The 14,335-nt window shown below is 54.2% G+C and carries 8 protein-coding genes; 7 read left to right on the top strand and 1 reads right to left on the bottom strand.

Annotated elements, in window-relative coordinates; all coding sequences use genetic code 11:
* Positions 1-6 precede the first annotated feature (6 nt).
* The 3 genes from MKX63_RS13630 to MKX63_RS13640 all read left to right on the top strand — a co-directional run bounded on the left by MKX63_RS13630 (position 7) and on the right by MKX63_RS13640 (position 5,088).
* Positions 7-879: a carbohydrate ABC transporter permease gene (locus MKX63_RS13630; RefSeq protein ID WP_340752433.1), complete on the top strand. Its 873-nt coding sequence runs from the start codon at positions 7-9 to the stop codon at positions 877-879.
* 8 nt (positions 880-887) lie between these two features.
* The gene (locus MKX63_RS13635; protein WP_341017682.1) at positions 888-2,621 is read left to right on the top strand and encodes a hypothetical protein; all 1,734 of its coding nucleotides are present in this window, start codon (positions 888-890) and stop codon (positions 2,619-2,621) included.
* A gap of 94 nt (positions 2,622-2,715) precedes the next feature.
* Entirely contained in the window at positions 2,716-5,088 is a 2,373-nt protein-coding gene (locus MKX63_RS13640; RefSeq protein ID WP_341017683.1) for a glycoside hydrolase family 95 protein, read from the top strand.
* 59 nt (positions 5,089-5,147) lie between these two features.
* Here the strand turns inward: MKX63_RS13640 and MKX63_RS13645 are convergent, their stop codons facing one another.
* Positions 5,148-5,576, bottom strand: a complete 429-nt coding sequence (locus MKX63_RS13645; RefSeq protein WP_341017684.1) for a hypothetical protein — start codon at positions 5,574-5,576, stop codon at positions 5,148-5,150.
* 147 nt (positions 5,577-5,723) lie between these two features.
* On the opposite strand from MKX63_RS13645, the gene MKX63_RS13650 reads away from it, so the two are divergent.
* From MKX63_RS13650 to MKX63_RS13665, 4 genes are all read left to right on the top strand, one after another.
* A complete protein-coding gene (locus MKX63_RS13650; RefSeq protein ID WP_341017686.1) occupies positions 5,724-10,052 on the top strand; it encodes an endo-1,4-beta-xylanase in 4,329 nt (1,442 codons plus the stop codon).
* A gap of 593 nt (positions 10,053-10,645) precedes the next feature.
* Complete coding sequence (locus MKX63_RS13655; RefSeq protein WP_445321878.1) at positions 10,646-11,605, top strand: ABC transporter permease; 960 nt, start codon at positions 10,646-10,648, stop codon at positions 11,603-11,605.
* A gap of 18 nt (positions 11,606-11,623) precedes the next feature.
* Positions 11,624-12,502, top strand: a complete 879-nt coding sequence (locus tag MKX63_RS13660) for a carbohydrate ABC transporter permease (protein ID WP_341017687.1) — start codon at positions 11,624-11,626, stop codon at positions 12,500-12,502.
* Positions 12,503-12,605: 103 nt separating this feature from the next.
* The gene (locus MKX63_RS13665) at positions 12,606-14,312 is read left to right on the top strand and encodes an extracellular solute-binding protein (protein WP_341017690.1); all 1,707 of its coding nucleotides are present in this window, start codon (positions 12,606-12,608) and stop codon (positions 14,310-14,312) included.
* Positions 14,313-14,335 lie beyond the last annotated feature (23 nt).

Consider the following 14,335-nt stretch of genomic DNA (forward strand, 5'->3'; position numbering starts at 1 on the left):
TACATTATGAATGAAAGAGCAGCTAACAAGGCGTTTGATACATGGATTGTGATCTGCTTGACCTTATCGGTGCTGGCATGTCTGATTCCGTTCGTGCATATTCTCGCTGTATCCTTCAGCGGAACGGTCCCGATTGCTTCGGGCAAAGTGACTTTATTCCCTATGGACTTCAATATTGAGGCGTATAAAAAAGTGTTCGGTGATGCCGCGATGATCCGCTCGCTGGCCTTCACGATATTTCTGACGGTGCTGTTCACAGCGCTGTGCATGATGATGACGGTTGCGGCGGGCTATGCCCTGTCGAAGAAGGATCTGAAGGGCCGTAAAATCTTCATGTTCATCATTGTCGTCACCATGTTCTTCAGCGGCGGTATTATTCCGGAGTATATTCTGACACGGGAGCTGCATCTGCTGAATACGATCTGGGCGCTGGTGCTGCCCGGACTGATCAGCCCCTTCTATATGATTATCCTGATTTCTTTTCTGGCCGGGATTCCGGACGCGCTCAAGGAGTCCGCTGAGATTGACGGCAGCAGCCAGTTCGGGACGCTGATCCGTATTATTCTGCCATTATCCATGCCGGTGCTTGCTACCCTAAGCCTGTTCTATGCCGTCGGCAGATGGAACGGATTCCAGGATACGCTGATGTATATCACGAAGCCGGAGCTGTATCCGCTTCAGCTTAAGCTCTATCATATGATCCAGAACAGCCAGGTCACCGATATGATGAGAATGGAAGGGAATGCGATCAGTACGGTTGTGCCGGAGAGTCTGAAGGCGGCTACTGTAGTGTTCGCCACAGTGCCTATTCTACTCGTCTATCCATGGTTGCAAAGATACTTTGTCTCGGGTGTGATGACCGGGGCTGTGAAGGGGTGAGCAGACAGATGTTCAAGAAGATAACGGACATTAATGACAAATGGACACAGGAATCCATGGAGCTGCAGATTAATGACCGGGAGAGCCGGTACTTCGGGGGTGTGCGTGATCCGCTGAGCGGCGTAGCCTGGCCGAATCATACCGGCACGGCCCAGTATCTGGCGGCATGGGCGGCAGCGCTGGTGAATCCGCAGTCCCGGTATTACCGGGATCTGGCGCTGCTGGGGCAGCTGCATGAGGGGATGGCGTTCATGCTGCGGTTCCAGCATGAGGACGGCACGATCTCGCCGGGCTGGACGAACTATCATTCCCCGCCGGATACGGCGTTCGTGGTAGTCGGACTAGCCAATATCCTCACGCTGCTGGAGCGGCAGAGCTGGCCGCCGCTCCAGCCGGTGACGGATCAGCTTAGAGCCTTCCTTATGCGGACGATTCCGGCGATGCTGACCGGGGGTGTACATACCCCCAATCACCGCTGGGTGCTGACTGCCGCGCTGGGGTCTTTGTACCGGATTTTTGGCCTGGAGGAGCTGCAGGCAAGAGCCGGAGAATGGCTTCAGGAGGGGATGGACATTACGCCGGACGGGGAATGGACGGAGCGGAGTAACGGTATCTACAATACGGTCAGTGACATTATGCTCTATTACGCCGCGCAGGATCTGAACCGCCCTGAGCTGCTGGAGCCGGTCCGCTTGAATCTGCGGATGATGAAATATCTGGTTCACCCGGACGGTGAGGTGGTCACCGATTATTCGGGGCGGCAGGATTTCGGCAGCGTCTACTCGCTGGCTGACTACTATCTGTGCTATCAGCTGATGGCAGAGCAGGACCGCGACCCGGAATTCGCCGCGCTTGCGGAGCTGGCAAGCCGCTCGGTGATGCACCCGGGCTCGCTGCCCAATCAGATTATGCTGGGATTCCTGCTCTATCCGCAGATGCAGGCGGCTTCAGTCGCGCCGGGAGAACTGCCGGACAGCTACCGCAAGGTAATAGATGGCGCGTTCAAGCGTCAGGAGCTGATCGGCCGGATCGGTCAGGACGGCTACGGCGGGCCTGTCCGCCACAGCAAGCAGCATACAGAATTCGGCGCTCCGGTTGCCCGGGTGCGCAGCGGAGAGACCAGTGTAAGCGTGATGACCGAGGCTTCCTCGCTGTTCTCGCTGCGGCATGGCCGGGCAAGGCTGTTGGGAGTTCAGCTGGCTTCAAGCTTCGGGCCGGGTCTGATTACGATGGATTCACTTACGGAGACAGCGGACGGATTCCAGCTGGAGTCTGCTGCCGATAAGGGCTACTATGGCACTATTCCCGCAGATAAGCTGCCTTCGCGCACCGGCTTGCCTGCCAGCCCGTGGTATCTGCTGCCTCATAGCGAGCGGCCGCTCACCCATAACCAGACCAGCAGGGTCTGCGTGAAGGTAAGCGAGCGGGAAGCAGGCTGGGATCTGCACTTCTCAGCACCGTCCCCGGCAGATGTGCTGACCCAGGTCGTGCTGCTCTTCGGCAGCGAGGGTATCCTGGACAGTCCGGGGCTGGTCCCGGTGCCGGACATGAACGGAGCATCCTTCTGGACCGCCGGGACGCTGCGCTACAGCTCCGGGGAGGATTGGATGGAGCTTGAGCAGGGCTGTCATGAGCATCACCTGGCCGATATCCGCGGGATGAGCTATCCCGAAGGCTGCCAGAAAGTCATTGTAACGCTCATCACTCCGCTTGAATATACTCTGCGGATTCGTCTTTCCTGACAGATGCCTATATAATGAAAGGGTTATCAGGATTTATCAGGATGGAAGGGTTCAGCCAGATTAGAAATTACGGTGTATGGAGGTAAGCTGCGCAATGAATATTTCATTTAACACCCCTGCCACGTTTTGGGTGGAGGCGCTTCCAGTCGGGAACGGACGGCTGGGAGCCATGATTTTTGGCGGCATTGAGAAGGAGCGTCTGGCGCTGAATGAGGACACACTGTGGTCCGGGTACAAGACAGACTGGAATAATCCGGGAGCCCGTGAGGTTCTTCCTAAGGTTAGGGCGCTGATTGCAGAAGGCAGGAATGAAGAAGCGGATGAACTATGCAAAAAAATGATGGGCCCCTACGCCCAGTCCTATCTGCCATTCGGGGATCTGCTGCTTACGATGGAGCACGGGCAGACCATAGACGGGGAGTACAGCCGGAAGCTGGACTTGTCCACGGGTGTTGGTACCGTCTCCTATGTAATCGGCGGTGTCCGGTATACCCGGGAGGTCTTCGCCTCTCACCCGGACCAGGCGATCATTGTCCGCTTAACGGCCAGCGAGGAGCACCGGCTCAGCTTCCGGGCGAAGCTGGACAGTCCGCTCCGCCACTGTTCGGAAGCAGACGGTGAGCACTACACGATTAGCGGACATGCTCCTGAATATGTGGCGCCGAATTATTACGAAGTTGATCAGCCGGTCCGTTACGGCGGAGCGTCCCCGCGGAGTCTGAAGTTCCACGGCCGTCTGGCTGCGGTCCAGACTGGAGGCCGTCTGGAAGCAAGTGCAGACGGTATCCAGGTTACCGGCGCAACGGAAGCGGTTCTGTACTTCAGTGCGGCAACCTCCTTCGATGCGGAATCCGGCACAGTGAAGGCGGATTATGATGTAAGTCAGCAGACAGCTGGGGCTGTACAGCGGATCATTGGTGAGCCTTATGCCGGGCTGCTGGGCCGTCATCTTGACGATCACCGGGAGCTGTTTGACCGGGTAGAGCTGCATCTGGGAGAGAGCCTGGCTCCAGAGGGCATGCCGACAGATCAGAGAATTGCCGCCTATGGCAGCAATGATCCAGGGCTGGTAGAGCTTCTGTTCCATTACGGCCGTTATCTGCTGATTGCCAGCTCCCGTCCCGGCACACAGCCGGCGAACCTCCAGGGCATCTGGAATCAGGATACCCGGGCGCCGTGGAGCAGCAATTACACGCTGAATATCAATGCGGAGATGAATTATTGGCCGGCGGAGATCTGCAATCTGTCCGAGCTGCACCAGCCGCTGATTGACTATACCCGGAGGCTGGCGGCTAACGGCAGCGAGACGGCCCGGATTAACTATGGCGCACGCGGCTGGGTGGCCCATCATAACGCCGATCTCTGGGCACAGTCGGCTCCCGTTGGCGGCTACGGCGATGGAGATCCGGTCTGGGCATCCTGGGCGATGGGCGGGGTATGGCTTACCCAGCATCTGTGGGAGCATTATGCCTTCAGCGGCAATTTGTCCTATCTGCGGGAGACCGCATATCCGGTAATGAAGGAAGCGGCCTTGTTCTGCCTGGATTGGCTGATCGAGAACCCGGACGGGTACCTGATTACCTCACCATCTACTTCTCCTGAGCACAAAATCGTAGACGGCGACAAGAAGTATGCCGTCAGCGAAGCGGCAACCATGGATCTGTCGCTGATCGCGGAGCTGTTCACGAACTGCAGCCTTGCTGCCGGATTGCTTGAGCTGGACGGCGAATTCGCGGCTGAGCTGGAGGAGGCACGCGCACGGCTGCTGCCGTTGCAGATTGGTGCCGGAGGGCGGCTTCAGGAGTGGTCGGCGGATATGGAGGATGAGGATGTGCATCACCGCCATGTCTCCCACCTGGTCGGAGTTTACCCCGGCAGATCGGTAACGGAGAAGCTAGTCCCCGAGCTGTATGAAGCCGCCAGAACCTCGCTTGAGATACGCGGAGACGGCGGAACCGGCTGGAGCCTGGGCTGGAAAATCGGACTATGGGCCCGATTCAGACAGGGTGACCGCGCCAAGCAGCTGATCACGAACCTGCTGACGCTGGTTCAGCCGGAGGCCGTTAACAATGAGCGCGGCGGCGTCTACCCGAACCTGTTCGACGCTCATCCGCCGTTCCAGATTGACGGGAACTTCGCAGCTACAGCCGGAATTGCCGAGATGCTGCTGCAATCCCACCAGGGATATCTGGAGCTTCTGCCCGCCTTGCCTTCAAGCTGGAGTGAAGGTAGAGTGAAGGGCCTTCGGGCACGAGGCGGCTATGAGGTGAACCTGACCTGGAGCGGTGGCGTTCTCGGGCAAGCGGAGGTTACCGCTGCTCATCTTGGTGGAGAGTGCCGGGTTCTGGCAGAACGCCCTCTGGAGATTACGCGCGGAGAAGACCGGCTATTGCTGGAGCCGGATTCAGACGGCCTGGTGAGTATTGAGATGCAGGCGGGGGAACGTGTAAGTGTACGGTATGTTTAGTAGTTAAGACAGAGTTAATATGGCAGAGTGAATATTAGTTATGAAGATTGCAGCACGCTTCAGATTGTGGAGTGTGCTGTTTTTGTGTTGTTCAGGTAGGTGCGCGGGCTAAATGTAATCGAAAAACCGATTACATTGCGCCGGGTGGTGCCATGCGGGCCGAATGTAATCGAAAAACCGATTACATTGCGCCGGATGGTGCCGTGTGGGCCGAATGTAATCGAAAAACCGATTACATTGCGCCGGATGGTGCCATGCGGGCCGAATGTAATCGAAAAACCGATTACATTGCGCCGGATGGTGCCGTGTGGGCCAAATGTAATCGAAAAACTGATTACATTGCGCCGGATGGTGCCGTGTGGGCCAAATGTAATCGAAAAACCGATTACATTGCGCCGGGTGGTGGTGTGCGGGCCGAATGTAATCGAAAAACCGATTACATCATTATGCAGAGGCGGAGGCGTGTGGTCCGAATCATGTGCTGGCACGAGGGGGGATACGGAAAACCGCTGATTTTTCTGCTCCCCTTATCATTTTGTTATCAATACTATCAAATTGTTATTTGTAAACGATTTCCACAGAGCTATAATTCAATCTGTAAACGCTTTATAAAGAAGATTCTTAGGAGGGTACAGATGCTCAAGCGTAAACGAATGATGAGCTTAGGGCTGGCGCTGGTCGTCCTGGCGGCCTCGGTGCTGCCGATGCGGACACCGGTCTATGCTGCGGCTGAGGGAGGCCCGGCAGTTGTTCTTGCTTCGGACTTTGAGGACGGCACCGCACAGGGCTGGACCAAGAAGGGCGACGAACAGCTTACAGTAACGAAGGAGGTCTATCATGGAGGCTCCTACAGTCTGTACGTAGATGGGCGGACCAAGGCATGGGAAGGGCCTAATCAGGTTCTGACAGATCACATGACTCCGAACACAGCCTACACCGTGGGAGCATGGGTGAAATCTCCGGCGCCGGTCAAATTCACGGTACATACCAAAATCGGCGAAAAAGAGGACTGGATGCTTGTAGCGGAACTTAGCGGAGCGAAGGGGTCAGGGGAATGGACGTATCTGGAAGGTACTTTTATTACAGGAGATAAGGTAGGCTTCACGGAGATTTATGCAGAAGCAGCAGCAGGAACTGCATTCTACGTGGATGATATCAAGATTACCACCGCAGCGGCTGAAGTCCCGGAGGGGGAGGAAGGGCTGCGCACGGATTTTGAAGACGGATCGCTTCAGGGCTGGAAGAACCGGATTGGCCCGGAATCGTTGTCGGTGAGTCAGGATACGGCTAATACCGGAACTCACAGTATGCTGGTCGAAGGAAGAGAGCGCAGCTTCCATGGGCCAAGCCTGAGTGTGAAGGAGCATCTGCGGCCGGGCAAGAGCTACCAGTTCTCGCTGTATGTCCGCCTGAAGGAGAAGCCGGAGGCCGACAAAAGCCTGCAGATGACAGTGTATAAAAAGGCCGGCTCCGAGAGCTGGAATGCGATTGATAAGGTTGACATTAAGGCCGATCAGTGGGATCAGTGGCATCTGCTGAAGGGGACCTTCCAGTACAGCGACCAGCCGTCTGAGGTGAACCTGTTCGTGGAGACTCCTTATATTACAGAGGAGACTGTGGATACGTTATCTTTTTATGTAGATGATGTGGTTATTGAACCTGCGCCTGAGATGAGCATTGAACAGGATATCCCTGCGCTAAAAGACATCTATGCGAACGATTTCGCCATTGGTGCTGCTGCGTACTCCTGGCAAATGGAAGGGGTCTACGGGGAGCTGCTGAAGAAGCATTTCAACAGCATCACAGCTACTTATGAAATGAAGCCCAAATTCCTTGCTCCTTCCGAGGGCACTTATGTGTTCGACGGGGCGGATAAATATGTGAATTTTGCAGAGGCGAATGGAATGGGACTTCGCGGACACGCGCTGCTGTGGCATGTGGATGCTGCCGAGTGGATGTTCACGGGTCCTGACGGCCAGCCGGCAAGCAGAGAGCTGCTGCTTACGCGTCTACAGAGTTATATCGAGACTGTTATGCACCGCTATAAGGGCAAAATCTACGCCTGGGATGTAGTGAACGAAGCGATTGCCGATAATGGCGGCGGCCCGGACGGGATGAGACTGTCCCCATGGTATAAGCTGATTGGTCCGGACTATATCGAGAAGGCATTTGAATTCGCCCGTGCGGCGGACCCGGAAGCGAAGCTCTATTACAATGATTATTACACAGAGGTACCGGAAAAGCGTGAGCATATCTACAAGCTGCTGAAGACGCTCAAGGCGAAGAATCTGATTGACGGCGTGGGCCTCCAGTCTCATCACGGACTGTTCTCCCCATCCATTTCGGAGATTGAAAAGACGATTCAGCAATTCTCGCAGCTTGGGCTGGACATTCAAATCACTGAGCTGGACGTAGATTCGGGCATTAGCCCTTCTGCTCCGCTGCCTGCAGATATCGCTGCACGGCAGGGCAAACGCTATAATGATCTGTTCGAGCTCTACAAGAAGTACAAGGACACGATCTCCTCGGTCTCCATTTGGGGCGTGCAGGATGAGAAAAGCTACAACAACCATGCCATGCTGTTCGATGAGCAGCTGAAGGCCAAGCCTGCTTTCTGGGGGGCGGTGGACCCGTCCAAGCTGCCGGCTATTCACAATGTAGCCGTGGCGCTTGAGGGTACACCTCAGAGCGGCGAAGCCGGGAAAGCCCTGTGGAGCAAAACAGCAGGGATTCCGCTGGAACAGGGCAGTACAGTAACTGCCAAGGTTCATACGCTCTGGGATACAGATAACCTGTATGTGAAGATCGACGTTACCGATGCCAGCCGGAACGCGGAAGACAAGGTTGAGCTTTTCCTGGATGAGAACAATGGGAAGACTACGGCGTATCAGCCGGATGACCGCAAGATCAGCCTGCCGCGTTCGGGCTCCGGGACCGAAGGAGTCAGCTTCACCAGTACCGAACGTGAGGGCGGTTATATCATTGAAGCGAGAATTCCGCTCGTAAGCGTCAAGGGTGCCGCTGGCGCTGAACTGGGTCTCGATATCCGTGTCAGTGACGCCGGTGTTCCGGATTCTGTTCCTGCCTACTGGAATGACAGAAGCCGGTCTCAGGACACAGATACCAGTCATTACGGTGTTCTCCGACTCTCTGCAATGCCTAATTCAGCGGAATCGCTGAAGGGTCAGGTGAAGATCGACGGACAGATGGATGCGGAGTGGGAGAAGGCGAAGCCTTTTCAGGTGACAATGTCTGCCGCTCCATACAGCACCACCGCAGAAGCCAGATCGATGTGGACGGAGGACAGCCTCTATCTGATCATTGATGTGAAGGACGCCTTGCTGAAGGCGGATGCCGCAAATCCATGGGACCAGGACTCCGTGGAGATCTTCATCGATGAGAATTTCAGCAGAACCCCGTATTATGAGGGGGATGACGGCCAATACCGGATTAATATCAATAATGTGGCGTCCTTTGGCGGAGGAGCCTCGGACAGCAGATTGACCAGCGCGGTGGTTCATACGGACACCGGGTACCGCGTCGAAGCCAAGATTAATTTCGGCACGATTAAGGGGGCGGCGGGAAGCTCCATCGGGCTTGATCTCCAGATCAATGATGACCGGGGAGACGGCACCCGCAGTACGAGTAAATGGAATGACAGGGGAGAGGATACGTGGCGGGATACCTCAAACTTCGGGATTTTGACCTTTGCGCTGCCTGAGGCGGCACCGCAAACCCCTACAGATAACACTTCTTCGTCTCCATCGCCAGGTTCGGCACCATCTGTGAAATCACCTGCTCCGGCAGCGGTCTTCGCAGATGGCAAGCTGACCGTTCAGACTTCCCCGGATAAGGCTGGAGTGCTGAATGTTGATCTCACGCCGGATGCAGTAAGTCAGGCCGTGCTTCAGTCGCTGGACAGCGGCATTCTGAAGATTGCCGTCAAGCCTGCCTCCGGGACCGAAGCGCTGCAGCTGGGGCTTCCGCTTCAGGGTCTGGCCGCACAGCCGAAGATTAAAGAGATTCGAATTGAGAGCGGCTTCGGGGCAGTGCTGAGCCTGAACACACAGCTGCTGAAATTGCAGGATATGCTGGCCGGGGATGTTCTTCAGCTTCAAGTTAAGCGTGTAGGCCAGGACGGATGGCCGGCAGCAGTGAAGACCCGCTTGGATGGAGCGGTTGTACTGGACTTCTCGCTTGCGATCCGTGGAGCCAAGAACACAGCGGTGGACGCTGCTGCGCTTACCCTGCTGCTGCCTTATGAACTTAAGCCAGGCGAGCGGGCGCACCAGCTTGCGGTCTATCAGGTGCAGGAGAATGGCAAGCTTGCAGTTGTGAAGGATCGTCAATATGATCCGGCGACAGGCTATGTCTCCTTCAAGACCAAGGAGCTTGGACAATATGCGGCGGCCACAGTGAAGCTGCCGGGTCACAAGAGCAGCAAATGGGCTGCCGAGAGCGTTGAAGCTCTGGCGGCAAGCGGAATACTTCCTCTGGGAGCAGAGGCTTCCTATGAGGCAGGGGTGTTGATGAACCGGGCGGAATTTGCCCAGCTGCTGGTCGATGCGTTTGACCTCCAAGCTGGAGCAGCAGTCCCAGGCTTCAAGGATGTCAGTAAGGATTCCCCATATGCCGAGGCTATCAACATTGCTGGAGCCTTGGGTATTGTAAAAGGTAGAGCAGACGGACTTTACAGTCCGGGCGATGCACTCAGCCGTCAGGAAATGGCGGTCATGCTGAACCGGCTCCTCCAGCTGGAGCAGATCAAGCTGAAGAGCGATTCCGCTGCTGTTCCCAGCTTCAAGGATCTGAACCAGCTGAGCGCGGAAGCTTCAGGCGCTATTGAGAAGCTGCAGGCTGCCGGAGTCATTCAAGGGGCACAGAACGGCAACTTCCTGCCTAAGGCCCAGATGACCAAGGAGCAGGCTGCCGTGGTAGTGTACCGGATAATCGGCCTCAACTAGTAGAGTAGTATCCGCAAGTCTATAGCGTTCATCGAGCAGCGGTTCTCCCGATAAGGAGGCCGCTGCTTTTTGTGATGGAAGGGAGTATGCCATCCGGGCGGGCGAATATTGATGGGTGGAGAATGTCGCTTTGGAGCGGGCGAATAACCGACTTCTACGTCAGGAAATAGTTGGATTTTGGGCACTTGTTCGCGCGCGGAATGGACCCGGCCAGACAGTAGTTGGACAAAAGGCACTTGTTGCGCCGGGATCAGGACAAATAAACGAATTCCGCAAAAATAAATAGCATAAATCCACCTAATTTCCTCAAAAGCTCCAAACCGGCTAAATTAAGATACGTTTTTCAACTAATTCTGTAGTAGGCTGTGCAATCATTGTTTGGGCGGCGGCGCAACTGGAAGTTACTCGATGTTGCCGGGGTTACTCGGAGTTGCTGAAGTTACTCATGGCTGTTTGAAGTTGATGGTTATCATTTTGTTATCAATGCTTTGTATTTATCATGTAACTGTCATGTCCGGCTAGGTATGATTAATTTATAAACAAAGTAAACGGATACACGTTGACCAGCAAAGGGGAGCAGAAGCATGAAAAACTTGGTTACGCCAGCCAGCGTAAAAGGCGAGAAACTGGATGTAAATGCGGGGAGTCCCCGAAAAAAATCGAAATGGACAAAGAACCTTAGCCTAGATCTGATGGTTCTGCCGGCTTTGATCCTAACTGTGATCTTCGCCTACATTCCAATGACAGGACTTGCGATTGCTTTCAAGAATTATAAGCCGGGCTTAGGCTTTAGCGCTTCCAAGTGGGTGGGGCTGGAGCATTTCGAATATCTGTTCAGCATTCCCGAGAACGTGCAGGTCATCTGGAACACCCTGATTATTGCCGGGCTGAAAATGCTCGCCAACCTGATCGTTCCGTTCCTGTTCGCACTGCTGCTGAATGAGATCCGCAAGATGGCGTTCAAGAAAATGGTACAAACCATTGTCTATATGCCCCACTTCCTGTCCTGGGTAATCCTGGGCGGTATCCTCTCCGACCTGCTGGCCAGAGATGGAGGCTTAATCAATCAGGTCCTGGTGAGTGTATTCGGCATCCAGCCGATCTTCTTCCTGGGTGACGGGAACTGGTTCAGATTCGTTGTTGTAGTGAGTGACGTCTGGAAAGAGTTCGGCTTCAACACGATTGTCTTCCTGGCCTCGCTGGCGGGCATCAACCCTGCGCTCTATGAAGCGGCTGAAGTGGACGGAGCAGGGCGCTGGCAGCAGACTTGGTCGATTACAATGCCGGCCATGCTGCCGATTACCATCGTGGTTGGAACGCTGGCGCTGGGGAACGTGCTTAACGGCGGCTTCGACCAGATCTTCAACCTGTACAACGCGCTTGTCTTCGATAAAGGGGACATCATCGATACATTTGTCTACAGACTAGGAATTGTTGACGGTAAGTTCAGCTTCTCCACAGCGGTCGGATTGTTCAAATCCGTAGTCAGCTTTGTCTTAATCGTAACAGCTTACCGCCTTTCGTATAAATTTGCTAACTACCGTATTTTCTAGAATGGAGGCCAATAGGGCATGTATCATAAAACAAAATCTTACCGCATCTTCACCGTGTTCAACTATACTCTGATGATCGCTATTTCGATCATGTGTCTTGTTCCGCTGATTCACGTCCTTGCTGTATCGTTCAGCGGCAAATCGGCAGCCAATGCCAATCTGGTCGGACTGTGGCCGGTAGATTTCACAGTGGACGCTTATACCAAGACCGTAGCCAATGAGAATTTCACCCGGTCCATCTGGGTGACGCTGCAGCGGACGGTGCTGGGAACTGCTTTTAGCATGGGAATCGTCCTTCTGGCTGCCTATGCCTTGTCCAAGGATAGCGCCCGGTTCAGACGCCGGAATCTCTATATCTGGCTGTTGGTGTTCACGATGCTGTTCAGCGGCGGTCTGGTACCAATGTACATTCTGATTCAAAAGCTGCATCTGATGAACTCCTTATGGGTGCTGATTCTGCCGGGTGCTGTCTCGGTATGGAACATCATTCTGCTGCTTAACTTCTTCCGGGCTGTGCCTAAGGAAATGGAGGAAGCCGCCTTTATCGACGGCGCCGGTCATTTCAGAACACTGTTCAGCGTGTATCTCCCGGTATCCATGCCGGCCATTGCTACACTGTCGCTGTTCACGATCGTCGGGCATTGGAACTCCTGGTTCGACGGCCTGCTCTATATGACGGATCACCGCAACTATCCGCTGGCGACCTTCCTGCAGTCGGTCATTGTCCAGCAGGACTTCAGTAAAGTGACCGTGCGTCCGGAGGATTTGGAGAATATCTCGCAGCGGACGGTCAAAGCCGCCCAGATCTTCATCGGGATGGCACCGATTCTCATCGTGTATCCATTCCTGCAGCGTTTCTTCGTGAAAGGAATTGTCCTCGGGGCGGTTAAGGAATAGCCGCCCTTCCTACTAAAGGGGGTGATGCACGCGCTGGAAGCGAAAAAAGATTGACTCATATAATTAATGTGATTAAATTTTAATTAAAGGGGTGCAAGATTAAATGATAAAGAAAATGAAATTCTCTGCGGCAGCAGTGTTATCCACAGTCATGCTGGGCAGCTTGCTGGCCGGATGCGGCGGCAATGCTGACAACAAGAAGGCAGAAGGGGACAACAAGCCGGCGGCAAGCGAAGACGCTATGTATTCGGCTCCCTTTGAGAATGGCAAATATACAGAACCGGTAACCATTTCAACGGTATTTCCCATCGCAAGCAGCCTGAAATTCAAGAATGGCGAGAATATTGAGAATAACGTACACACCAAGTGGGCTAAGGATACACTGGGCATTGATATCAAGTATCTCTGGACGGTAAGCGACCAGAATAACGCCTATGAGACCAAGCTGCGTCTGATGCTCACTTCAGGCGAGAAGATGCCGGATATTATCTCCTTCCGCGGAAGTCCTTCGTTGATCTCTGACCTGATCGACAGCGGCCAGTTCACGGATGCGGGCGAATTGTTCGATAAATATGCTTCCGATATCTACAAAAAAGCGATGGCCGAAGAGCCAACCGTATGGAATCCTTACATGAGAGACGGCAAGCGTATGGGTATCCCGATTCTGGAAAACGCTTATAATAATGATCCGGTTATGTATATCCGTGAGGATTGGCTGAAGAAGCTGAACCTTAAGGCTCCGACGAATCTGGCTGAGCTGGAAACTGTCCTCGATGCGTTCACGAACCAGGACCCTGACGGCAACGGCAAAAAGGATACGACTGGACTCGCAGTAGGCTTCAAAAATAATCTGAATACCTGGATGTCTGAATCCGGCTGGATCTTCGGAATGTTCGGCGCTATGCCGAACCAGTGGAACAAGACAGCCGATAACAAATTGGCTTATGGCTCGGTTCAGCCGGAGATGAAGGAAGGCCTGGCAACCATGCAAAAATGGATGAAGGCAGGATATATCTCCTCGGAATCCGGCCTGTATGATGAGAACAAAGCGACAGAAGCCTTCACAGCAGGCAAAGCCGGTATTATTGTCGGCCCTTACTGGATGACGGGCTGGCCGCTGCCGGATCTGCAGAAGAACGTTCCGGGTGCAGTGCATAAGGCTTATCCGCTTCCGGCAGGACCTGACGGCAAGGTGGGCAGACACGGTACGAAGATCGCCTCCGGCGCCGTTCTGATCAACAAGGACATGGAGCACAAGGACGCCTTCTTCGTCTACCAGAACTATCTGTTTGATAACTGGGCTAACCCGGACAGCACAACCTTCGTGAACGGCTTCGCCAAAGGCTACGACTATGATATCGCTGAAGACGGAACCGTCCTGAAAGAGCAGGATACGGATAAGATTCCAGGCGGCTGGGTGGATGCGATCCGTTATACTCTGACTTACGATGGAGCTATTATTCCTAACCTGATGATGAATACACTGGCCAAGCTGGCCGGCGGCGCTGAGCCTGCTAACCAGTACGAGAAGAACCTGTCCGAACGTATTCCTGAGCAGATCTTAGCTGCCAAGATCATCATCGATCAGAAGGACAGTGTAATGCCTGAGATGTTCACAGGTACACCTACAGAGACTCAGCTCTCCCGTGGAGATATGCTGGAGAAGCTGGAGAAGGAAATTCTGAACAAAATCATTTATGACAAAGCTTCTGTGGATGAATTCGATACTTTCGTAGAGAAATGGAAAACCACAGGCGGCGATAAAGTGACCGATGAGGTCAATGAATGGTACGAATCCATTCAGAAGTAACAGAATCTGCAGACAAGGGCGGC

It is taken from the genome of Paenibacillus sp. FSL R7-0179 (assembly GCF_038002265.1).
Classification (GTDB): domain Bacteria; phylum Bacillota; class Bacilli; order Paenibacillales; family Paenibacillaceae; genus Paenibacillus_AQ.

Coding starts and splice junctions, on each gene's coding strand:
- MKX63_RS13630 (WP_340752433.1), top strand. CDS start 7: ATGAATGAAAGAGCAGCTAACAAGGCGTTTGATACATGGATTGTGATC.
- MKX63_RS13635 (WP_341017682.1), top strand. CDS start 888: ATGTTCAAGAAGATAACGGACATTAATGACAAATGGACACAGGAATCC.
- MKX63_RS13640 (WP_341017683.1), top strand. CDS start 2,716: ATGAATATTTCATTTAACACCCCTGCCACGTTTTGGGTGGAGGCGCTT.
- MKX63_RS13650 (WP_341017686.1), top strand. CDS start 5,724: ATGCTCAAGCGTAAACGAATGATGAGCTTAGGGCTGGCGCTGGTCGTC.
- MKX63_RS13660 (WP_341017687.1), top strand. CDS start 11,624: ATGTATCATAAAACAAAATCTTACCGCATCTTCACCGTGTTCAACTAT.
- MKX63_RS13665 (WP_341017690.1), top strand. CDS start 12,606: ATGATAAAGAAAATGAAATTCTCTGCGGCAGCAGTGTTATCCACAGTC.